General features: G+C 59.2%; 20 protein-coding genes and 1 tRNA gene. 16 read left to right on the forward strand and 5 right to left on the reverse strand.

What is annotated here, in order from left to right:
- The first annotated feature begins 489 nt into the window (after positions 1-489).
- A complete protein-coding gene (locus ACXYMO_RS08720; RefSeq protein WP_458878308.1) occupies positions 490-1,803 on the forward strand; it encodes a leucine-rich repeat domain-containing protein in 1,314 nt (437 codons plus the stop codon).
- 131 nt (positions 1,804-1,934) lie between these two features.
- Here the strand turns inward: ACXYMO_RS08720 and yidD are convergent, their stop codons facing one another.
- The 3 genes from yidD to rpmH all read right to left on the reverse strand — a co-directional run bounded on the left by yidD (position 1,935) and on the right by rpmH (position 2,813).
- On the reverse strand, positions 1,935-2,186 hold the full coding sequence (gene yidD, locus ACXYMO_RS08725) for a membrane protein insertion efficiency factor YidD (protein ID WP_458878309.1): 252 nt from the start codon (positions 2,184-2,186) through the stop codon (positions 1,935-1,937).
- Positions 2,183-2,527 (reverse strand): ribonuclease P protein component, encoded by a 345-nt coding sequence (gene rnpA / locus ACXYMO_RS08730; protein WP_458878310.1) that lies wholly within the window; start codon positions 2,525-2,527, stop codon positions 2,183-2,185. The genes yidD and rnpA overlap by 4 nt, the downstream gene beginning before the upstream one ends.
- Positions 2,528-2,678: 151 nt before the next feature.
- A complete protein-coding gene (gene rpmH / locus ACXYMO_RS08735; RefSeq protein ID WP_012177012.1) occupies positions 2,679-2,813 on the reverse strand; it encodes a 50S ribosomal protein L34 in 135 nt (44 codons plus the stop codon).
- Here rpmH and ACXYMO_RS08740 point away from each other — a divergent pair.
- The 6 genes from ACXYMO_RS08740 to ACXYMO_RS08765 all read left to right on the forward strand — a co-directional run bounded on the left by ACXYMO_RS08740 (position 2,803) and on the right by ACXYMO_RS08765 (position 7,826).
- Positions 2,803-3,039: a hypothetical protein gene (locus tag ACXYMO_RS08740; protein WP_458878311.1), complete on the forward strand. Its 237-nt coding sequence runs from the start codon at positions 2,803-2,805 to the stop codon at positions 3,037-3,039. The two genes, rpmH and ACXYMO_RS08740, sit on opposite strands and share 11 nt — an antisense overlap.
- A 67-nt stretch (positions 3,040-3,106) precedes the next feature.
- Positions 3,107-3,838, forward strand: a complete 732-nt coding sequence (locus ACXYMO_RS08745; RefSeq protein ID WP_458878312.1) for a TVP38/TMEM64 family protein — start codon at positions 3,107-3,109, stop codon at positions 3,836-3,838.
- Positions 3,839-3,841: 3 nt separating this feature from the next.
- Entirely contained in the window at positions 3,842-5,260 is a 1,419-nt protein-coding gene (locus tag ACXYMO_RS08750) for a dihydrolipoyl dehydrogenase family protein (protein WP_458878313.1), read from the forward strand.
- A 15-nt stretch (positions 5,261-5,275) separates the two neighbouring features.
- Positions 5,276-6,661, forward strand: coding sequence for a sensor histidine kinase (locus ACXYMO_RS08755; RefSeq protein WP_458878314.1), 1,386 nt, complete (start codon positions 5,276-5,278; stop codon positions 6,659-6,661).
- Positions 6,662-6,713: 52 nt separating this feature from the next.
- Positions 6,714-6,790 (forward strand) — tRNA-Arg (locus ACXYMO_RS08760).
- A gap of 259 nt (positions 6,791-7,049) precedes the next feature.
- Complete coding sequence (locus ACXYMO_RS08765) at positions 7,050-7,826, forward strand: nitroreductase family protein (protein ID WP_458878315.1); 777 nt, start codon at positions 7,050-7,052, stop codon at positions 7,824-7,826.
- Between the two features lie 390 nt (positions 7,827-8,216).
- On the opposite strand, the gene ACXYMO_RS08770 is transcribed toward ACXYMO_RS08765, so the two are convergent.
- Positions 8,217-8,867, reverse strand: coding sequence for a hypothetical protein (locus ACXYMO_RS08770; RefSeq protein ID WP_458878316.1), 651 nt, complete (start codon positions 8,865-8,867; stop codon positions 8,217-8,219).
- Positions 8,868-8,915: 48 nt separating this feature from the next.
- Between ACXYMO_RS08770 and ACXYMO_RS08775 the strand changes: the two genes are divergently transcribed.
- Entirely contained in the window at positions 8,916-9,662 is a 747-nt protein-coding gene (locus ACXYMO_RS08775; protein WP_458878317.1) for an endonuclease/exonuclease/phosphatase family protein, read from the forward strand.
- A 112-nt stretch (positions 9,663-9,774) separates the two neighbouring features.
- On the opposite strand, the gene ACXYMO_RS08780 is transcribed toward ACXYMO_RS08775, so the two are convergent.
- Positions 9,775-10,536, reverse strand: coding sequence for a DeoR/GlpR family DNA-binding transcription regulator (locus tag ACXYMO_RS08780; protein ID WP_458878318.1), 762 nt, complete (start codon positions 10,534-10,536; stop codon positions 9,775-9,777).
- A gap of 254 nt (positions 10,537-10,790) precedes the next feature.
- Here ACXYMO_RS08780 and glpD point away from each other — a divergent pair, with 254 nt between their 5' ends.
- From glpD to ACXYMO_RS08820, 8 genes are all read left to right on the forward strand, one after another.
- Complete coding sequence (glpD, locus tag ACXYMO_RS08785; protein ID WP_458878319.1) at positions 10,791-12,365, forward strand: glycerol-3-phosphate dehydrogenase; 1,575 nt, start codon at positions 10,791-10,793, stop codon at positions 12,363-12,365.
- Between the two features lie 243 nt (positions 12,366-12,608).
- Entirely contained in the window at positions 12,609-13,400 is a 792-nt protein-coding gene (locus tag ACXYMO_RS08790; RefSeq protein WP_458878320.1) for a FadR/GntR family transcriptional regulator, read from the forward strand.
- A gap of 51 nt (positions 13,401-13,451) precedes the next feature.
- Positions 13,452-14,459 (forward strand): substrate-binding domain-containing protein, encoded by a 1,008-nt coding sequence (locus ACXYMO_RS08795; RefSeq protein WP_458878321.1) that lies wholly within the window; start codon positions 13,452-13,454, stop codon positions 14,457-14,459.
- Positions 14,460-14,489: 30 nt separating this feature from the next.
- Positions 14,490-15,965, forward strand: coding sequence for a sugar ABC transporter ATP-binding protein (locus tag ACXYMO_RS08800; protein WP_458878322.1), 1,476 nt, complete (start codon positions 14,490-14,492; stop codon positions 15,963-15,965).
- Positions 15,966-15,967: 2 nt separating this feature from the next.
- The gene (locus ACXYMO_RS08805; RefSeq protein WP_458878323.1) at positions 15,968-16,903 is read left to right on the forward strand and encodes an ABC transporter permease; all 936 of its coding nucleotides are present in this window, start codon (positions 15,968-15,970) and stop codon (positions 16,901-16,903) included.
- Between the two features lie 2 nt (positions 16,904-16,905).
- Complete coding sequence (locus ACXYMO_RS08810; RefSeq protein ID WP_458878324.1) at positions 16,906-17,853, forward strand: ABC transporter permease; 948 nt, start codon at positions 16,906-16,908, stop codon at positions 17,851-17,853.
- Positions 17,854-17,863: 10 nt separating this feature from the next.
- Complete coding sequence (locus ACXYMO_RS08815) at positions 17,864-18,781, forward strand: SMP-30/gluconolactonase/LRE family protein (protein ID WP_458878325.1); 918 nt, start codon at positions 17,864-17,866, stop codon at positions 18,779-18,781.
- 232 nt (positions 18,782-19,013) lie between these two features.
- On the forward strand, positions 19,014-20,171 hold the full coding sequence (locus tag ACXYMO_RS08820; protein WP_458878326.1) for an acetolactate decarboxylase: 1,158 nt from the start codon (positions 19,014-19,016) through the stop codon (positions 20,169-20,171).
- Positions 20,172-20,175 lie beyond the last annotated feature (4 nt).

The raw sequence follows: 20,175 nt of genomic DNA on the forward strand, positions 1-20,175 counted from the left end.
ATCAAGATCAACGATCATCTCACCTGCGCCGGGAAACCTGCCCTGCCAGAGGTAACTTTCCAAGGCAGACAGATGATTGTTAGCGGTTGAATTCACGCGCTTTTGGCTGTCGCGTAGCTATCTGAACTGGAATTTCGCGAACGCGTGGGCTGTCCAACACGAACGGGTCGCTTCTCTAGAGAAAGACGGTAAGCCCGGGCCGCGCCCCTCTACAAGTGTGAAACAATATTGCATTCAGAGCGATGACAGCGGCAGGTGTGAGCCCCAGGTGAAATATGCCGCACGTTTTTCGAAAGTCCATTTTCCCGTCGCCATTCTCCTGACATGAATTGAACGCCACTGAATACACCGTCATTCCATTCGTTCTGAAGCCTCGCGGAGGCTCTCGTGCAGCAAAGATGGTTTTGCGGGCCAAAACAAATTTGCAATAACCGGCAGTGACGGCTGACAGAACTTTTGAACCTTGCGGTAGAGAGAGGACACGAGCACATGATTCCGCACTATCCTCCCGACCCTATATGGAACGAAGAACCCGAAGCCGCTCTCGCCGAAGTCGAGCGACGTATTCGCGATACCGGGCGGACCTATCTCGGGTCTGGAAACTTCCAGGCACTGGATCGCCTTCCCGCCAACATCGGCGAAACAACCGATGATCAGATCATACTGTCCGGTACACGGATCCACGATATTTCCGCGCTCAGTTCTCTCCGAGGAATACGGCAGCTCACTCTATCGAAATATGTCACGGACATTTCGGCAGTTGCGGGAATGGGAGAGCTGGAGCACCTCGATTTCTATTTTTCAAAGGTTACCGATCTTTCGCCGTTGGCGATGTGCCGGAAGCTTTCGACAATCGTGAACTTGCCCGATGGCCCGGCCGACCTGTCGCCGTTGGGAAAGGTAGAGGCCCTTCGCCATCTGCAGGTGGGCCTGTCAAAGGACCGGACGCTTCCGGAGATTCCGGGTTTGATCAAATTTTTGGCTCATGCGCAGAAGGGTGAGGATTTCGACCTTGACCTTGGGTTCTTGGCAGCTTCGCCAAACTTGGAGATGATAACGGGCTATCATTTACGCGGTTTTAACCCGCCCATAAAGCTAAGGGCGCTTACCCGTTTCTCGATGGGCCTCGCTGACCCGAATGATTTCGGCATTGTCGCGAAGTATCCCTCGCTCATCGATCTGTCGGTCCGCTCCACGGATATCCGTGATCTTTCCGCGATTCCGCGCAAGACGCGGCTACAGGAGCTCGACCTTTCAGGAACGCGTATTGGCGATATTCGCCGACTGACCAAGTTGAAACACCTGACGAAGGTGGATGTCAGTGGCACTATGGTCGACGATATCGTGCCGCTCTCTTTTTGCAGCAATCTCGAGCGAATAGCAGCAGCGGGAACCAAGATCGCATCTTTAAGCGGCTGGAATCCTGATGCTCATCTAAGATCACTGAATGTCAGCGACACTGGGTTTTCTGATCTGCAACCACTTGTTGGCACCTACCTGAACCACCTTTCTGCCCGAAACACGCCCTTGTCGGATTTGAGTGGGATGTCGGGGATCAGGGGGCTGTCGGGGTTGGACATCAGCGGTACCAAGGTTGCTGACATCCCGCAGGCGGAGATGCGCGCTGCCGTCTTGAAAATCCGAGCGGACCTCTATGATTATAGGGACCGCATGTGGTTCGAATTCCGAGACACGCCACTTGCAGCCAGCGGTTTCAAGCCACAATCGTCGCAATTAAAATCCAGCACGGACACGAGACAAAAGCGAAGTATCTCCCTGTGGAAGCGTCTTTTGGGCCGGTAGCCCGACGCCAGGATTGGAGTGCAACGTCCGTCTTCTGAATGTTTGTCGCAATCGGTCACTGGCGCAGCCGCAGCGAATTCACACGTCAGTTCGCACAGCGGGTTTGGGCGACACTTTTTGACCAAACGACATCATTCGTCGCCGGGCGTATCTCGCGCATCCGGATCCGGCACTGGGTCATAGCCCGAACTGCCCATCGGGTGACACCGGCCGATGCGCCGCATGGCCAGCCAGCTGCCCTTGATCGCGCCGTGTTTTTCCAGCGCCTCAAGTGCATAGGCCGAACAGGTCGGTTGATACCGGCAGTTGAACCCGACCCATGGGGAAAAGATCAGGCGATAGGCGCGCACCGGCAGGGCAAGGATATGGGCAAGGAATGTCATGTCGTTCCGTGGCATTTCTTCAGCGCATGTTTCAGGTCGTCCTGCAGCGCCTCGAACGGGCGCTCGGCGGTGGCGCCAGCGCGCCCGATCAGCACGTAATCCCATCCGTCGCGCCCGCAAGCGGGCAGGACCAGGCGCGCCACTGCGCGCAGGCGTCGTTTGGCGCGGTTGCGGGCGACGGCGTTGCCGACCTTTTTTGAGCAGGTGAACCCGACGCGCATGCCTGCGGCTTCGCCCTCGGGGCGTTTGCGGGCCTGTACCATCATCCCCGGCGTGCCCTGCCGGCGGGCGCGGGCGGCCTTGAGAAAATCACTGCGCTTGGTGAGGACGGTCATGCTCATCGCGCCAGTCCCGCAAATGGGGACCGTGGACGGCGCGGAAAACAAGTGGTTTGCAGACAAACGGAAACCGCCGGAGGCCTCTCCCCGGTCTTGGCAGTGCCAATACGGGGGGCTTCCGGCGGTGTCATTTCCGTCCGAGTTGTCGGAGCGCTTATGCGCTCAGCGACTTGCGGCCGCGGGCGCGACGCGCGTTCAGGATTTTGCGGCCGGCCTTGGTGGCCATGCGCGCGCGAAACCCATGGCGCCGTTTGCGGACCAGGTTCGAAGGTTGAAAAGTGCGTTTCATCGCATGGATCTCCAAGTATTACGGTCAGGTGCAGCGCGGATTCGCCCACCCTATGTATCAGAAGCCCGGTCTCTACTGCGGCTTGGATCGTAAGTCAAACCCTGCAGATGCGGTTTTCCGGGGTTTTGAAACATTTCCTGCGTCAGGGCAGGGTGATTTGTTTCAATCCCCCGCTGCAGGGCGCAAATCCTCACAAAAACAGGAGAATGGCATCAATGCGGCGTGATCTGCCTGTTGATTTGCCTGCGCGTGGCGCATTTAGGGCATAGAATTCAGCGGACACAAGGGCGGCCATGACTGAAATGCCTCAAGCGCAACACCGCGGCTGGAAACGCCATGTTCCCCTGATCGTGATTCTGGTGGTGGCCGTCCTGGGGTACGTGACCCTGCGCGACTATCTGACCTTCGAAACACTGCGCAACAACCGCGAGACGCTGCTGGCCATTCGGGATCAGAACCTGATCGGGATGGCGGCGGCATTCGTTGCGACCTATGTTCTGATCGTCGCCTTTTCCCTGCCTGGCGCGGCGGTTGCCTCGGTCACCGGTGGTTTTCTGTTCGGTCTTGCCCTTGGCACGATGCTGAATGTCACCGCTGCCACAATCGGGGCTGCAGTGATTTTCCTGGCCGCGCGCTGGGGGCTTGGGGCCACGCTCAGCGCCAAGCTGGACGCCTCGGAAGGCACGCTGAAATCGCTCAAGAACGGGCTGCGCGACAATGAAATCAGCGTGTTGTTTCTGTTGCGGCTGGTGCCTGCCGTGCCGTTTTTCGTGGCGAACCTGTTGCCTGCCATGGTGGGGGTCGGGTTGTGGAATTTTGTCTGGACCACCGCGCTGGGCATTATTCCCGGTGCGATCGTCTTTACCTGGATCGGCGTTGGCCTGGGCGCGGTGTTTGACCGTGGCGAGACCCCCGATCTTTCGCTGCTGTGGGAGCCGCATGTCATCGGCCCCATTCTGGGATTGTGCGCGTTGGCCATTCTGCCCATCGTGATCAAGGCCGTTCGCGGCAAAAAGGACATATAGGACATGGAACGCATCAAAACCGATATCCTCGTCATCGGCGCCGGGTCGGGGGGATTGTCCTTTGCCGCCGGGGCCAGCCAGATGGGCGCGGATGTTGTCCTGCTTGAAGGGCACAAGATGGGCGGGGATTGTCTGAATTACGGCTGTGTCCCGTCCAAGGCGCTGATTGCAAGTGCCAAGGCGGCCTATGGTCAGGCCCATTCTGACGTGTTCGGCGTGGCCAGCGTGACCCCGGATGTCGATTATGGTGCGGTTAGGGATCATGTGGCCGGCGTCATCGCCCAGATCGCCCCGGTCGACAGCCAGGAGCGGTTCGAAGGGTTCGGGGTGCGCGTGATCCGCGAATTCGGTCATTTCATCTCGAAGAGCGAAGTGCAGGCTGGAGATCATGTCATCACCGCTCGGCGCATCGTCATCGCCACCGGATCAAGCCCGCTGGTGCCGCCCATTCCGGGGTTGGAGACGGTTCCCTATGAAACCAACGAAACCCTGTTCGATCTGCGCGACAAACCCGATCACCTGCTGATCATCGGCGGCGGTCCCATCGGGATGGAGATGGCGCAGGCCCATGTGCGGCTGGGCTGCAAGGTCACCGTGATCGAAGGCGCCAAGGCGCTGGGAAAGGATGACCCGGAACTGGCCTCGGTCGTTCTGGACACGTTGCGCGAGGAAGGCGTCGACATCGCCGAGGATGCCATGGCCGCCGAAATCCGGGGGCAGGCGGGTGCAATCGAGGTCGACGTCAAGGACGGCCGCGTGTTCAAGGGAAGCCATTTGCTCATCGCGGTCGGTCGCAAAGCCAATACCGGGAAGTTGAACCTTGAGGTGGCGGGGGTTGAGACCACGCGCGGCGGGATCAAGGTGGATGACAGTCTGCGGACGTCCAACCGGCGGGTCTATGCCATTGGTGATGTGGCGGGCCAGTTACAGTTCACTCATGTGGCAGGGTATCATGCGGGAGTGATAATTCGATCGATCCTGTTCGGCCTGCCCTCCAAGGCGAAAACCGATCACATCCCATGGGCCACCTATACCGACCCCGAACTGGCGCAGGTGGGCCTGACCGAGGCGCAGGCGCGCGCAAAACATGGGGGACGCGTTGAAATCGCCCGGTTCGAATTCGCCCATAATGACCGCGCCATTGCCGAGCGCAAGACCAAGGGCGAGATCAAGGTGATGGTGGTCAAAGGGCGCCCCGTCGGCGCGTCCATTGTCGGGCCGCAGGCGGGAGAACACATCAACCTTTGGGCGCTGGCCCTGGCCAATAAGCTGAAGATGAGCCAGATCGCAGGCATGGTTGCGCCCTATCCCACGCTGGGAGAGGTTAACAAACGCGCGGCAGGGGCCTATTTCTCACCCAGACTGTTTGATAACCCTTGGGTCAAACGGGTTGTGGGGATTGTTCAAAAGTGGCTTCCCTGACCAGTAAGGAACGCCATGCTGAATACGCTTTCAGGCCGATTTCTGATCCTGACGACGGTCTTCGTGATGCTGGCCGAGGTGCTGATCTTTGTGCCGTCCATCGCGCGGTTCCGTGAAGATTACCTGCTGAACCGGCTGGAGCGGGCGCAGATTGCATCGCTTGCCCTGCTGGCCGATGACATGCTCGAGGTTGAACTTGAAGCGGAACTGTTGCGCAACGCCGAGGTGTTCAACGTCGTCCTGCGCCGGGATGAGGTGCGACAGTTGATGCTGTCCTCGCCCATTCCACAGCCGATTTCGGAAACCTTCGATCTGCGCGACGCGGGCGCGATGGGGTTGATCCGGGACGCCATGTTGCGTCTGGTCAACCCCGAGAACCAGCTTATCCGCGTGATCGGCGCGCCGGTACGCGAGGCGGGCCTATTGATCGAGGTCACGATGGAAACCCAACCAATGCGTCGGGCCATGATCGACTACGGCCTGCGCATTCTGATGTTGTCCGCGGTGATCTCGGTCTTTACGGCCGTCCTTCTGTTTTCGGCGGTGCGGGTCTTTCTGGTCAAGCCGATCAAGGGCGTTGTCGGAAACATGCAACGCTATGCCGCCGCGCCCGAGGATGCCCGCGGCATCATCCGTCCGCAATCCGGCGTGGTCGAACTGCGCGAAGCCGAAGAGGCGCTGCTGAGCCTGCAGACCGAATTGACCCATTCGCTCAAGCAAAAGGAACGTCTGGCGCAACTGGGCGGCGCGGTGGCGCGGGTCAGTCACGATTTGCGTAATATCCTGACCAGTGCGCAGCTGTTCACCGACCGGATCGAAACCAGCGAGGACCCGCTGGTGCGCCGCCTTGCGCCGAAACTGGTGAATTCGATCACCCGAGCGGTGTCGCTATGTGAAAGCACGCTGGCGTTCGGCCGAAACGAGGAACCGGCGCCGACCCTGACCATGGTCCGGCTGGATGATGTCGTCAGGGACGTGATCGCCAGCGAAAGCCTGGCTCTGGAGAACAGCAATGTCACACTCAGCGGGGATATCCCGGCCATGATGACAGTGCGCGCAGACCCGGAACAGATGTTCCGGGTGATCCTGAACCTTGTGCGAAACGCGCGCCAGGCGATTGGCGCGACGGGCGAGCCGGCCAGTATCACCGTCGCCGCGCGCGAGGATACGGAAAACTGGTGGATCACGGTCGCCGATACCGGCCCGGGCCTGCCCGCAAAGGCGCGCGAACATCTGTTCAAACCCTTTCAGGGCGGCGCGCGCAAGGGCGGTTCCGGGTTGGGTCTGGCCATTTCCGCGGAACTGGTGCGCGGCCACGGCGGGACACTGACGCTGAAACACACAGGCCCCGAAGGCACCACCTTTGAGATCTGCCTGCCAAAGGGTGATGGAACGATTTAATGTGATTTACGGCTTGCAAAGCCATGGCGCGTTGTCTAAATGCCAGCCCAGTGGACCGATAGCTCAGCTGGATAGAGTACTTGACTACGAATCAAGGGGTCGGGGGTTCGAATCCTCCTCGGTCCGCCACTTCCAAATTTCACCCGATCTGATCTGGTCGCCCTGGGCGGCCTCTGCAACGCGCTTTTTGGCTGTTCGATCTGCTTCGGACTGCGCCATAGTTCATCTCCATCAAGAATGCTTGATCAATGAAATCCAGCAAACGGATGGGTTTGCTGTTTGAGCAAGATCAATGTTTGTTTCTGGGTTGGGCGTATCTTGAGATTGGGAAGCGCCAGATAGGAATGGAGTTACTTCGATGCCCGGCACTCCGAACCCTCTAAGTGAAATGGGCAAACTGGATCGTGTGGTTGTCTCAAAGGACGAACGGCCGAATCCGTCATTTGAGACATCCGCATTACCTGGTTTCAAGAAGACCGTCCAAAGCCGCCGCGCAATTCGGATTTTCGATGGCGCTCCAATACCCGAACACATTGTGCGCGATTGTTTGCGGGACGCGGTTCTGGCGCCCAGTGCTTCGAACCTTCAATGCTATGAAATCTACTGGGTTCGGGATGATCAAAAGAAGAAGCGTCTGGCTGAGCTTTGCCTGAGCCAACCAGCCGCCAGTACTGCCGGAGACCTTTTCGTAATCGTGTCGCGTGTCGATCAATGGCGATCGCATCTGGAAAAACTGACCAACATCATGACCGACGGCGGCAAGAAACCGATGGCAGGCCCGGTCCGCGATTACTATGAGAAAATCATCCCGATGCTGATGAAAACCGATCGCTTGGGATTGCACAACCTCAAGCGCCGGTTGATGTTCTGGTACAAGAGTAGAAGCGAGCCAACGGTGAATGGGCCTGTCACGCGTGCAGACCACCGTGTTTACGGTCACATTCAGGCAAGCTTGGCCGCAGAAAACCTTATGCTATCGCTTGCTGCACACGGATACGAATCTTGTCCGATGGGTGGATTTGACGGGCGCGGCATAGGCAGTCTGCTGGGAATTCCGTCGACGGTTGAGGTCACTATGGTGATCGGCGCAGGCACCGGGACACCACAAGGACTTTTCAGTGAACGAGTGAGGCTTCCCTTTGGCGATTTGGTCAAGGAAGTTTAGGTTTAAATTGCAAAAGCAGGCATTCGCGCAGCCGCAGCGAAAGCGCACTTCGTCCCGCACTAAGATCGATAGAGCCGCCAAAATGCTGCGCAATGCACGAATGACAGCAATGCGAAAGCTGCGGCGCAGCATAAACAGAACCAACAGAAGGCGGCTTTGGGCCGATAGCGGATGTCGGCGCAGAGCGTAGCAAACAACGGCAGTTAGCTCATCGCGAAAGATGCTAAATCTTTCAAGAAAGTCCCCTCTTGGGTCTAACAGGAAATCTCTGTTTACCCTGTTAGTCAGTGGTGTTTTATGTGGGAAAAATTCAGGGGAAATTAAAAAATTGAAACGATTACAAGGGGACAAGGGGATAGTTATGTTGATTCTCACAGCTTCGCCAGACGTCTAGCGTCGAAGGCGATCCCGAGATTTTTTATAGAGCTTCCTGTTCAGCCTTATGAAACTGTCGATGTGCGGGCCCAGTCCCCCTTTGCGCCGTCCGATAAGATACAAGTACCCGGACAAACCGGCAAAAGCCGCGCCCAACGCGTTCAGGATGAGATCGGTCATGGAATCTACCAGGCCCGATTTCTGCATGCTGAGGCCGAGCGCCTGATCCATCAGGAACTCGAAAATTTCCCACAGAGACCCAATTGTGACGGCGACACAGAACGCCATAAAGCTCAGGGCGATCGGTGGTGCGGCGTAGCGGTCTCCGTTGAATACTGTGAAAATGAACAGAAATCCCAACAGCCCAAAACCGATGGCCGAGGCTGCGTGCAGGGCCAGATCCCACCACCATAGTTTGTTGTAGAAGTCAAAAGCCTCGCCCAGAAAGATTGACGCGAAAATGAACAACGTGGTCGCAACGAGGTAGGGACCGGGCAAAGTGATTGAAAGCCGGCGTGCGACGATCACGGGGACCAGCGACAGGCAAAGCGTTGCCAGTGAAACGAATGCGATTGGCCAGCGCCCGAACCACAAGGCAGCCAGCGCCATCCCACCCATTACGAGTGCGTTTGCGATCAAAAAACGTGAATGTCCGGAATGCGCCAAGGCACCTCCGATCTTAAAACGATGCACCGGAGTTCCTATATATACTGCATGATCAAAGACGGAAACTCATCAAAGCTGCGCGTGGCGAGCTACAACATTCGCAAAACACGCGGACTGGACCAGCAATTCGACCCGCACCGCATTCTCGCGGTGATCAATCAACTGGGTGCGGACGTAGTGGCGCTACAGGAGGCCGATCACCGATTGGGAGACCGGCCTGCTTCGCTTGGCCGTGAGCTGATCGAGTCAGAGACCGATTTCAAAGTTGCTCCGGTTGCCAAGAACAGCATCAGCGTCGGCTGGCACGGAAATGCGGTTCTGCTGCGAAAGGACCTTTCACTGCTGGCTGTGGATCACCTGGACATGCCAGGGCTCGAACCGCGGGGCGCCGTTCGCGTAGACATCGACATCGGGACCCCGGTCACGGTGGTAGCCACGCATCTTGGGCTGATGCGTCGCCATCGCAGGCGTCAGCTTGAGGTTATCGCGGCAAATCTGGAAGACACCAGTCGCGCCGTCGTTCTCGGCGATTTCAACGAATGGTCGAAGAACCGGGGCCTTGAGCCGCTGAATGACCGTTTTGAAGTGCACGCACCGGGGAGGAGTTTTCACGCTGCCCGCCCGCTGGCGGCGCTTGACCGGATCGCGGTGTCAAAGCCCGCTCATCTGAGTGACGCAGGTGTCGACGAAAGCCCAATCGCCCGCCGCGCATCGGACCATCTTCCGGTGTGGGCCGACCTGGGGTGGTCGACCGAAAGCCAACGGTGCCGCGAGCCACAGCACGCGGCCGCCTGAGCGTCGGCGGCAAACGATTTCTCTCATCGGGTGTCTGGGTGAGGTACTTCCTTGTTCTGAATGATCGGCAATCGCCTATCCGGGTCGCGCGTATTGAGGGTGGCCCCAGCTTTTACACTTTGGTGAAAACCTGCGTGCCCCACTCTTGACATGCGGTGGTCAAATCAGCTGGCAGGCTTTGGTCCGTAAAGAACGCGTCGACGTCTGCGAGGGACGCGATCCGCGCAGGGGCGCTTCGGGCGAACTTGGTGTGATCCGCGACAAGTAAGTTCTTGCGCGACTGGCGCAAAATGGTCTGGCTGACGCTGACCTCCTGAATGTCGAAATCGAGAAGGTCGCCATCGCGATCAAGGGCCGAGCAGCCGATCACCGCCAGGTCGAACTTGAACTGTCGGATCGTTTCGGCAGCAAAGTTGCCGACCAGTCCGCCATCGGACCGGCGCAGTTGCCCGCCCGTGACGACGATTTCGCAATTGGGATTCCCGACAAGGATGTTGGCGACGTTCATGTTGTTGGTGACAATCATCAGGTTTTCGTGGTGCAGCAGCTCTTCGGCGACGGCCTCGGTTGAGGTGCCAATGTTGAGAAACAGCGAAACGTCGTTCGGGATTTGAGCCGCGCAGGCCCGCGCGATCGATTTCTTGGCCTCCGCATTGAGTGTCCGACGCTCTTCGTAGCCGATATTCGTCGTACCGGAAGGCAGAACCGCGCCGCCGTGCACGCGCTCAAGCCTCCCTGTCTCGGCCAAGTCGGTCAGGTCGCGCCGGATGGTCTGCAACGTCACGCCGAAATGCGCCGCCAGATTTTCGACTGTGACCTTTCCGTCCTTGCGGGCGATTGCCAGAATCTCGGGGTGCCGGAAGGTTTGCGACATTATCGGGTCTTTCTGTTTTGTTTGCGCTTTGGCTGTGCCGGCGCCGTTGCCGCGCAGAATCGAAAAAAGCGCGCAAAAAGGCAATCAAAAAGCTGCCCATGCCCCAGTTTTCGCGCTCATTCGCGTGAAAGCACCCGTCTAACACTCCTGAAAATGCTGTTGAGTTCACAAACGAATTTAAACGAATAAATAGGCGTTGCGATAAAACATGTCGATCGGCATAAAAGGCGCGGATACGCGCATGGGGGAATCGTGTGGCGCAGTCGACGGACATTGTGACAACCGACCTGTTCATCATCGGTGGCGGCATCAACGGATGCGGCATCGCGCGGGATGCTGCCGGGCGTGGCCTGTCGGTCGCTCTGGCTGAAATGAATGATCTCGCGTCGGCCACCTCGTCCGCGTCGACAAAACTGTTTCACGGCGGGTTGCGCTATCTTGAGTATTTCGAGTTCCGCCTGGTACGCGAGGCGCTGATCGAGCGTGAGGTCCTGCTGAATGCCATGCCGCATATCAGTTGGCCCATGCGATTTGTCCTTCCGTATCATAAGGATATGCGGTTCGAGTCGGATACGCCGACATCCAGGCTGCTTGGCGTGGTGATGCCCTGGATGAAGGGGCGCCGGCCTGCCTGGCTGATCCGGTTGGGCCTGTTTCTCTATGATAATATGGGCGGTCTAAAGATCCTGCCGGGGACCACGACACTTGACCTCGCTACTGCGCCCGAGGGCGGGCCGCTGAAGGATCATTTTGCCAAGGCCTATGAGTATTCCGACTGCTGGATCGAGGATTCGCGGCTTGTCGTTCTGAATGCCCGTGATGCCGCGGCCCATGGCGCCAAGATCATGACTCGCACCAAAGTTCTGAGCGCGACCTGCGAAGATGGGCTTTGGCAAATCAAAACGCGCAATACCGAAACTGGCGAAGAGGTAACGCATCACGCACGGATGCTGGTGAACGCGGGCGGGCCCTGGGTTGGCGACATCATCCAGACCAAGGTAAGGCTGAATTCGCGCGACGGCGTGCGGCTGGTGCGCGGCAGCCATATCGTGACCCGCAAGCTGTATGATCACGACAAGTGCTATTTCTTTCAGGGCACTGACGGGCGGATCATCTTTGCGATCCCGTACGAGACCGATTTCACCCTGATCGGCACCACCGACGCCGAACATGGCGACCCGTCGCAGCCCCCCGAGTGCACGCCCGAGGAGCAGGATTACCTGCTTGGCTTTGCCAACCAGTATTTCAAGCAGCAACTGACCCGGGCGGACATCGTGTGGACCTATTCCGGGGTCCGGCCGCTTTATGACGATGGCGCCTCCAGTGCGACGGCGGCGACGCGGGACTATACGCTCAAGGTCGACACCAGCGGCGGCGCGCCGCTTTTGAATATTTTCGGCGGCAAGATCACGACCTATCGGCGGTTGGCGGAAAGCGCGCTGGAAAAGATCGGCCAGCATCTGGCGGTGGCAAAAGGCCCCTGGACGGCGGGCGTTGCCCTGCCGGGGGGCGGTTTTCCGGTGGACGGAGTGCCCGCGCTGGTCCGATCTCTGCGCGGCACATACCCGTTTCTGACAGAGCGTTGGGCGCGCAGGCTTGTCCGGGCCTATGGCACCGAGGCCGCAATAATGCTTGGCGACGCGCAGACTGCCGGAAACCTAGGCCAGGACTTTGGCGCGACCCTGACCGAAGCCGAAGTCACATGGCTGATGACACACGAATACGCGCGCACCGCCGAGGATGTGGTGTGGCGCCGCAATAAACTGGGGCTGCGACTTGAGCCGGGGCAGCTCCAAGCCCTGGGCACCTGGATGGCGCAGCGCGGCTAAACTGCGCCCTCGCAAAATTTTTTCCGGAAATTCCTCGCATTCACGCAGAGGCGTTGAGCGCTGCTTTGACGTGGTTTCATGACCGAACCTGAGTCCCCAAAATTGTACCGGTTGGCGGCGCAATCACGGGTGTGCGGGACCGCCCTTGTGATCCTAGGTTGATTTTCTACTCGTATTGTATGAGTATATAAGTTGGAACAGGTCTTCCTGCTGGAAAGACGCTGGGACATTCGGGGGGATATAGTGCTGAAGGATCGGGAACTGGACCGGACCTTTTTAGGTCGCAGCCTGCATGGACAGGTCGCCCGATCCTTGGGAATGCGGATTGTGTCTGGTGACTTGCCCGAGGGGCAGTTGCTTCCGACAGAGGAAGCCGCGAGCCGGGATCTCTCGGTCAGTCGCACGTCCTATCGCGAGGCGATCAAGGTCCTGACCGCCAAGGGGTTGCTTGAATCCCGGCCAAAGATCGGCACGCGTGTTCGGGCGCGCGCCAGGTGGAACATGTTGGATCCGGATATCCTTTTGTGGGCGTCCGAACTTTCGACCACCGAAGAATTCGCAAATGCCTTGTTTGAATTCCGTCTGGTGATCGAACCGGCGGCCTCCCGGCTGGCGGCTGAAAAGAGGCTTGAACACCCCATCAAGGACATTCGCGAAGCCCTTCATGCAATGGAAACGACGGATCCTGCCAAACGTGAAAATGTGCAGGCTGATCTTGCCTTTCACGCGGCGGTTCTGGAGGCGTCGGGCAATGAATTGCTGAGTTCACTCGGCCATGTGGCCGAGGCTCTTCTGGCCAGAAGCTTTGAAATTTCATCGCAACGACCCGAAGTGCGGTCCGCGGCGATTCCCCTGCACAGGGCGGTTCTTGAGTGCATCGAGGCTGGCAAACCTGCGGAGGCGGAACGGGCGATGCACGACCTGTTGACCAGTGCGCGATCAGACATCGGTCGCATCATGACGCATTTGAGTGAGCAAGACCGCGTTCCGGAACGTCGGAACGTGATCGACCCCAAGTCCGGTGATCAAACCTAAAGGCAGACACGGGGCGAAAAGTAATGCTGTCAACATATAGAGGAGGATAAAATGTTGAAGAAGCTATTGATTGGAACGGGTGCCGCGGCGCTATGCCTGGCTGCAAGTGCTACGGTCGCCGACACATCGGACAAGCGGATTGCATTGTCCAACAACTATGCCGGCAACAGTTGGCGTCAGGCGATGCTGACAAGCTGGGAAAAAGTGACCAGTGCGGCGGTCGCGGATGGGATCGTGGCCGAGGCGCCTGCCTTTACCACCGCGGAAAACCAGGTGACCGAGCAGGCTGCCCAGATCCAGAACATGATCCTGGAAGGCTATGACGCGATTGTCATCAACGCGGCCTCGCCGGATGCCTTGAACGGCGCGGTCAAACAGGCCTGCGACGCGGGTATCGTAGTGGTGTCCTTTGACGGCATCGTGACCGAGCCTTGCGCCTATCGCATCGCGGTGGATTTCAAGGCGATGGGCAAGGTCGAGGTTGATTACCTCGCGACCCGTCTGGACGGCGGCAATCTGCTGGAAATCCGCGGTCTGGCCGGTGTTTTCGTCGATGACGAAATCAGCAGCGGCATCCACCAGGGCGCGTCCGAAAACCCGCAGTTCAAGATTGTCGGGTCGGTTCATGGCGACTGGGCGCAGGACGTGGCACAAAAGGCCGTTGCGGGCATTCTGCCCTCGCTGCCGGAAATCGCCGCTGTCGTAACCCAGGGCGGTGACGGATACGGTGCCGCGCAGGCCTTTGCCGCTGCGGGCCGTCCGACCCCGCTGATCGTCATGGGTAACCGTTATGACGAAATGCTGTGGTGGAAAGAGCAGAAGGACGCCAATGGCTATGAAACCATGTCGGTTTCGATCGCGCCGGGCGTCGGCACGCTGGCCTTCTGGGTTGCGCAGATGATTCTCGACGGCAAGGAGGTTCCACAAGACCTGACAGTGCCGTTCCTGACCATCACGCAGGACACTCTGGAAGACAGCCTTGCCAATACTCAGCCGGGCGGCGTGGCCAACGTGGAATACTCGCTCGAAGAGGCCAAGGCCGTTGTCGAAGGCATGTAAAACGGTCTGAAATGGACAAGGGCAAGGCATATGAATACCGCGCGCAACACGATCGTCACGCTTGAGAACATCGCCCGCCATTTCGGGGCGGTGAGGGCGCTGGACGGCGTCGATCTGAGCGTGGCAGCGGGACAATGCCTTGGCCTTGTCGGACATAACGGTGCCGGCAAGTCCACTTTGATGAATGTGCTTGCCGGCATTCTTGACGCCGACCGGGGTGCTCTGCGCATCCATGGCGTCGATCTGACGTCGAAATTTAGCGTCGGCGTCGCCAATGAAAATGGCATTCGCTGCGTGTTTCAGGAACTGTCGCTATGCCCGAACCTGACCGTGGCCGAAAATGCCCGGATCTTTCACCCCTCGCTGACCGGCTGGGGCTGGAAACGCCGCGCGGGCCAGATGATCATCGACAAACTGGAAGAGATTTTTCCCGGCCACGGGATCGAATCCGATGATGTGGTCGGCGATCTGTCCATCGGCAAACGCCAGATGGTCGAGATCGCCCGCGCCTTTACCACCACGGATGCGCCGCTGCACCTTGTCATCCTGGACGAACCAACCTCGTCGCTGGATGCTGTCACGGCAAAGCAGCTTCTTGATTTTGTCCGCAAGGTCGTGGGCGAGGGGCTGAGCTGTATCCTGATCTCGCACGTTCTGGGCGAGGTTCTGACCTATTGCGACCAGATCGTCGTGATGAAGGACGGGCTGGTGGTCGCGGGCAGGCCGGCGTCCGACTTTACCCGCGATACACTTGTGGCCGCCATGGGCAACGTGGTCGAGATGGCTGAAATCATCGAACACGAGGCGCGCGTGAAAGTGCGCGGTGAGACCCCCGTGATGGTCGAGGCACAGGCGAACGGCGCGATGGATTCCGCCCCGTTCATCGTTCACAAGGGTGAAATCGTCGGGCTTGCCGGTCTGGCCAGCCACGGCCAGACCCGGATGCTGTTGAACGTCTACGACGCCGCAATGCGCGGAAGGGGCAAGGCAAAGGTGAACGGCCCCGTCGCCTTGGTGGCGGGGGACCGGCAGACCGATGGCATTTTCCATCTGTGGTCGATTTCCGCGAATATCGGAGTGCGCAGTCTTGCCCGGATGGCCCGGCATGGGCTGATCGATCCGCTGGCCGAGGCGGCCCTGGGGGCTGAATGGCAGGACAGGATCAAGATCAAGACGCCTGATATGAACGACAACATCCTGTCCCTGTCAGGGGGCAACCAGCAAAAGGCGCTGTTCGCGCGGGCCCTGGCCTCGGACGCAGAGATCATCCTGATGGATGATCCCATGCGCGGCGTCGATATCAGTACCAAGCTTGAGGTGTACGACCTGATCCAGGCCGAGGCCGAAAAGGGCCGGACATTCCTGTGGTACACGACGGAGACCGAAGAATTGCAGAATTGCGACCATACCTATGTGTTCCGGGACGGCGCGATCGTTGCCGATCTGGCGCGCAGTGAACTGACCGAGGAAAAGGTCCTGCAGTCGTCCTTCAGGGAGCGCGCCTGATCATGCTGGCCCAACTGACCTCCCCAAGATTCCTGCGGGCGATTTTGCCGGCGGCGTCGTTCACGATCGTACTGCTGGCGATCTTTTACGTTCAACCGCGCGCGATGAGCTATTTCGGCATGAACCTGATGCTGCAATACACCGTGCCGATCGCCCTGGCGACCATTGCGCAGATGTTCATAATCACCGTCAACGATCTGGACCTGTCGATCGGGGCCTTTGTCGGGCTGACGGCGTGTATCGGGGCGACGCTTCTGGCTGACAGCACCGTTCTCGGCCTGCTGGCGCTGGCCGCCTGTATCGCGGCCTATGCGGGCCTTGGTGCGCTGATCCACTGGCGGAATCTGCCATCGATCGTCGTCACGTTGGGCATGTCGTTCGTCTGGCTGGGCATTGCGGTTCTTGTCCTTCCCACGCCCGGCGGCACGGCGCCGACCTGGGTCAAGGCGGTCATGGGCCTGAAGACACCCTATGTGCCGTTCCCGATCATCGCGGCGGTCCTCATCGGGATCGTTGTGCATTTTGCGCTGATGCGCTCAAGCTATGGCGCGGTGCTGCGCGGTGCGGGGGGCAATCCGCGGGCGATTGGGCGCGCTGGGTGGTCGCTGTTGAAGGCCAAAATGGTCATGTTCGGCGCGGCAGGGTTTTTCGGGGTGCTGTCGGGTCTGTCCCTGATCGGCCTCACCTCGGCGGCGGACGCGCATATCGCGGACCGTTACACGCTTTATGCCATTGCGGGCGTCATCCTTGGCGGCGGCGAATTCGTCGGCGGGCGGGTGTCGCCCATCGGGGCGGTCATTGGCGCGCTGACGCTTGCCCTGACCGGGTCTTTCCTGACGTTTCTGCGCATTTCGCCAGATTGGCAAATCGGGGCGCAGGGCGGGATCCTGATTATCGTCCTGGCGCTCAGGGCATTGATCAACCGGCGAGAGGGCTGAGAATGACCTTTGTGAAACAGCTTTCGGAAAAAGCCTGGATCTGGTCCTTCCTGGGGATGTTGCTGGTCTGGCTGGCAACCGTGATCTACACGGGCGGCAAAGGCGGCACCGAGGTGATCAGCGCGGCGCTGTCCTTTGCGACGTTCACTGTCATTGTCGGCATCGGCCAGATGTTCGTAATTTCAACAGGTCCCGGCAACGTGGATCTGTCGATTCCCTCGACGATCGCACTGTCCGGCGCGGTGGCGATGAAGATCATGGACGGGTCCAACGACATGCTGGCAATCGGGCTGGTGGTGTCGATGGGCTGCGGCCTGGCCGTCGGGATATTCAATTACCTGTTGATCCGCGTGCTGCGTATTCCACCAATTATCGCAACGCTCAGTTCCAGTTTCTTGATCCTGTCCACGGCAATCGCCTATGGGCGTGGGCTCAAGATCAAACCACCGCCGCTGCTTGCGGATTTCGCCACCGCTCAGCTGTGGGGCGTGCCGGTTCTGGCGATCGTGTTCGTTCTGTTCGCGGCCGTGATGAGCATCGTGCTCAACCGGACGGTCTATGGCAGATCGGTTCTGGCGATCGGTCAGAACATGCGCGCCGCCTGGCTGGCCGGCATCAATGTCGAGCGTATCCGGTTTTATACCTACGTCCTCAGCGCCCTTCTTGCCGCACTTTGCGGTTTCCTGTTGTCCGGCTTTTCGGGCGGCGCATCGCTGAACATGGGTCAGGAATATCTTCTTGCGTCCATCGCGGTGGTAGTGATCGGCGGCACATCGGTTGCGGGCGGCAAGGCGAACGTGCCGGGCATCTGGGGCGCTGCCATGTTCCTGTTCCTGCTGGTTACGATGCTGAACACCTTTGGTGCCAGTGCCGGCATCCGACTGATCATGACCGGCCTGATCATCGTGGCCGTGATCACGATCGCGGGCGGAGACAAACCTTTGAAATAAGGAGGCACACATGGCCCTGGTTGGTGGCAGCTATGAATATTACGACAAATCGTTCTACGATCTGACCGTTCCGATCGCCAAGGTCGAGGAACTCTATTCCGATTGCCGCTGGGCCGAGGGGCCCGTCTGGTTCAATGAACACGCGACCCTGATCTGGAGCGACATTCCCAACCAGCGCCTGTTGCGCTGGATCGAAGGGCAGGGTGTTTCAGAGTTCCGGAGCCGGTCGAATTTCGCCAACGGCAATACGCGGGACATGCAGGGCCGGCTGATCAGCTGTGAACACGGCACGCGCAGGGTGACGCGCACCGAACCGGACGGGACAATCACGGTGATCGCGGACAGCTATGATGGCAAGCGGCTCAACTCACCCAACGACGTCGTGGTGAAATCCGATGGCACGATCTGGTTCACCGATCCCGACTATGGCATCATGTCCGACTACGAAGGGTTCAAATCCGAGCGTGAGCAGAACGGGTGTTACGTATTTTGCGCCGATCCGGTGACCGGTGACATCAGGATTGTCGCGGATGATTTCGTCAAGCCGAACGGGTTGTGTTTCAACGCCGATGAAACACGGTTGTTCATCGCTGACAGCGGGCGCAGCCATGACCCGGACGGCCCGCATCACATTCGGGTATTCGATGTCTCGGCGCAAAACACCCTGTCCGGCGGGGAGGCATTTTGCGAGGTCGATCCGGGGGTTCCGGACGGGTTCAGGCTCGACGTTGACGGAAACCTCTGGTCGTCCTGCCAGAACGGGGTGATCTGCTTTGGCCCCGGCGGCGACGCCTTGGGCAAGATCAAGATTCCGACAATGGTGGCGAACCTGACATTCGGCGGACCGCGCCGGAATCGCCTGTTCATCACGGCAACCAATTCTCTCTATGCGGTCTATGTCGCGACAACCGGAATTCAAAAACCCTAGGCACGCTCGTTTGGTGCCTCTTCCTCGTGTTCCAACTGCCCTTCCATGGCGGATCCATTGGACCAGTTCAGCGCATGGTGATCAAACCCGCTCGCCCCGTTCAACAAGGATCACATCGGCGGGCCGAGAGCATCGCGCATCATCAAGATCATTCCCTCTCGCTCGGATCGCTGCAATAACGGTCCAAACGGAAACGCGAGGCCCCCCGTTGAAACGATACACCCTTTCCATAATGTCCTGTGTCGCAACACTGTGGGCGGGGCTGGCATTGGCCCAGACCCTGACAACGCATGGTAACTTTCGCCACATGATGCATACCGGTGAGACGGCAGGCACTGTGGCGCTTGATACGCTTGACGTACCGGGCGCCTGGGGCGTTGGGGCGATGTCTGGTTTGCGCGGCGAAGTCCTCCTGCGCGACGGGCAGGTTCTGGTCAGCCGCGGCAGCGACCCCGAGGCCCGGCTATTTGCGCCAGATGTGGGCGAACAGGCTGTCCTCCTCGCCTATGGTACGGTGCTGGACTGGCAGAGGTTGACCCTGCCGCATGATATGGACCCGGCGGGCCTGAGCCATTTCATCGAAATGCAGGCCGCTGCCCTTGGGCTTGATGCCAATGCAGGCTTTCCAATTCGCCTGACGGGTAGTTTTCCAAACCTAGTTTGGCATGTCGTGACGGGTGAGGCACCGGCCCATGGCGCAGGGCATTCCAACAGCCGCGCGGGCATGAACGCCTATGACGAAAGCGGTGCTGCGGGAGAGATCATAGGTGTCTACACGGGCGCGGCCCTGGAAGGCGTGGCCTCGCACCCCGGTGAACGCTTGCACCTGCATTTCCTGGATAAGGACGCGGCGCGGTCGGGTCATGTCGACCAGATTACCTTGCCCGCAGGCACGGCCGTCTTTCTGCCGGTAGTCGCAGACGTTATGGCCCACGGCGACCCAATGACGATCCGCGAGGGCGGTCAATCCGCCTTTGCCGCGATTCAGGAAATCACATCCCTTTTGATGGCCGATCCGGAAACCGACTGGGCCCGCGTGGATATCGAAAAGCTCCGTCAGCACCTGATCGATATGGACAATGTCACCCTGCGCGCCACTGTCATTACGCAGGAGGTGAACGGCGGAGCGCGCTTTGTCGTGACCTCTGAAGATCCTGCCGTCATCGCCTCTATTCGCGCCATGGTGCCGGCCCACGCCGCCACCATGAATGGCGTCCAGGGGTGGACTTTGCGTGCGGGGGAAGTTGCGGGCGGGGCAAGCCTGACCGTAACCGGCCCCGACACGACCCGCATCCGCGCCCTTGGCTTTATTGGCATCATGACTGTCGGAATGCACCATCAGGCCCATCACCTTGCCCTCGCTTCCGGGCAAAATCCGCACGAACACTGAGGTC

Source organism: Arenibacterium sp. CAU 1754 (assembly GCF_054482635.1).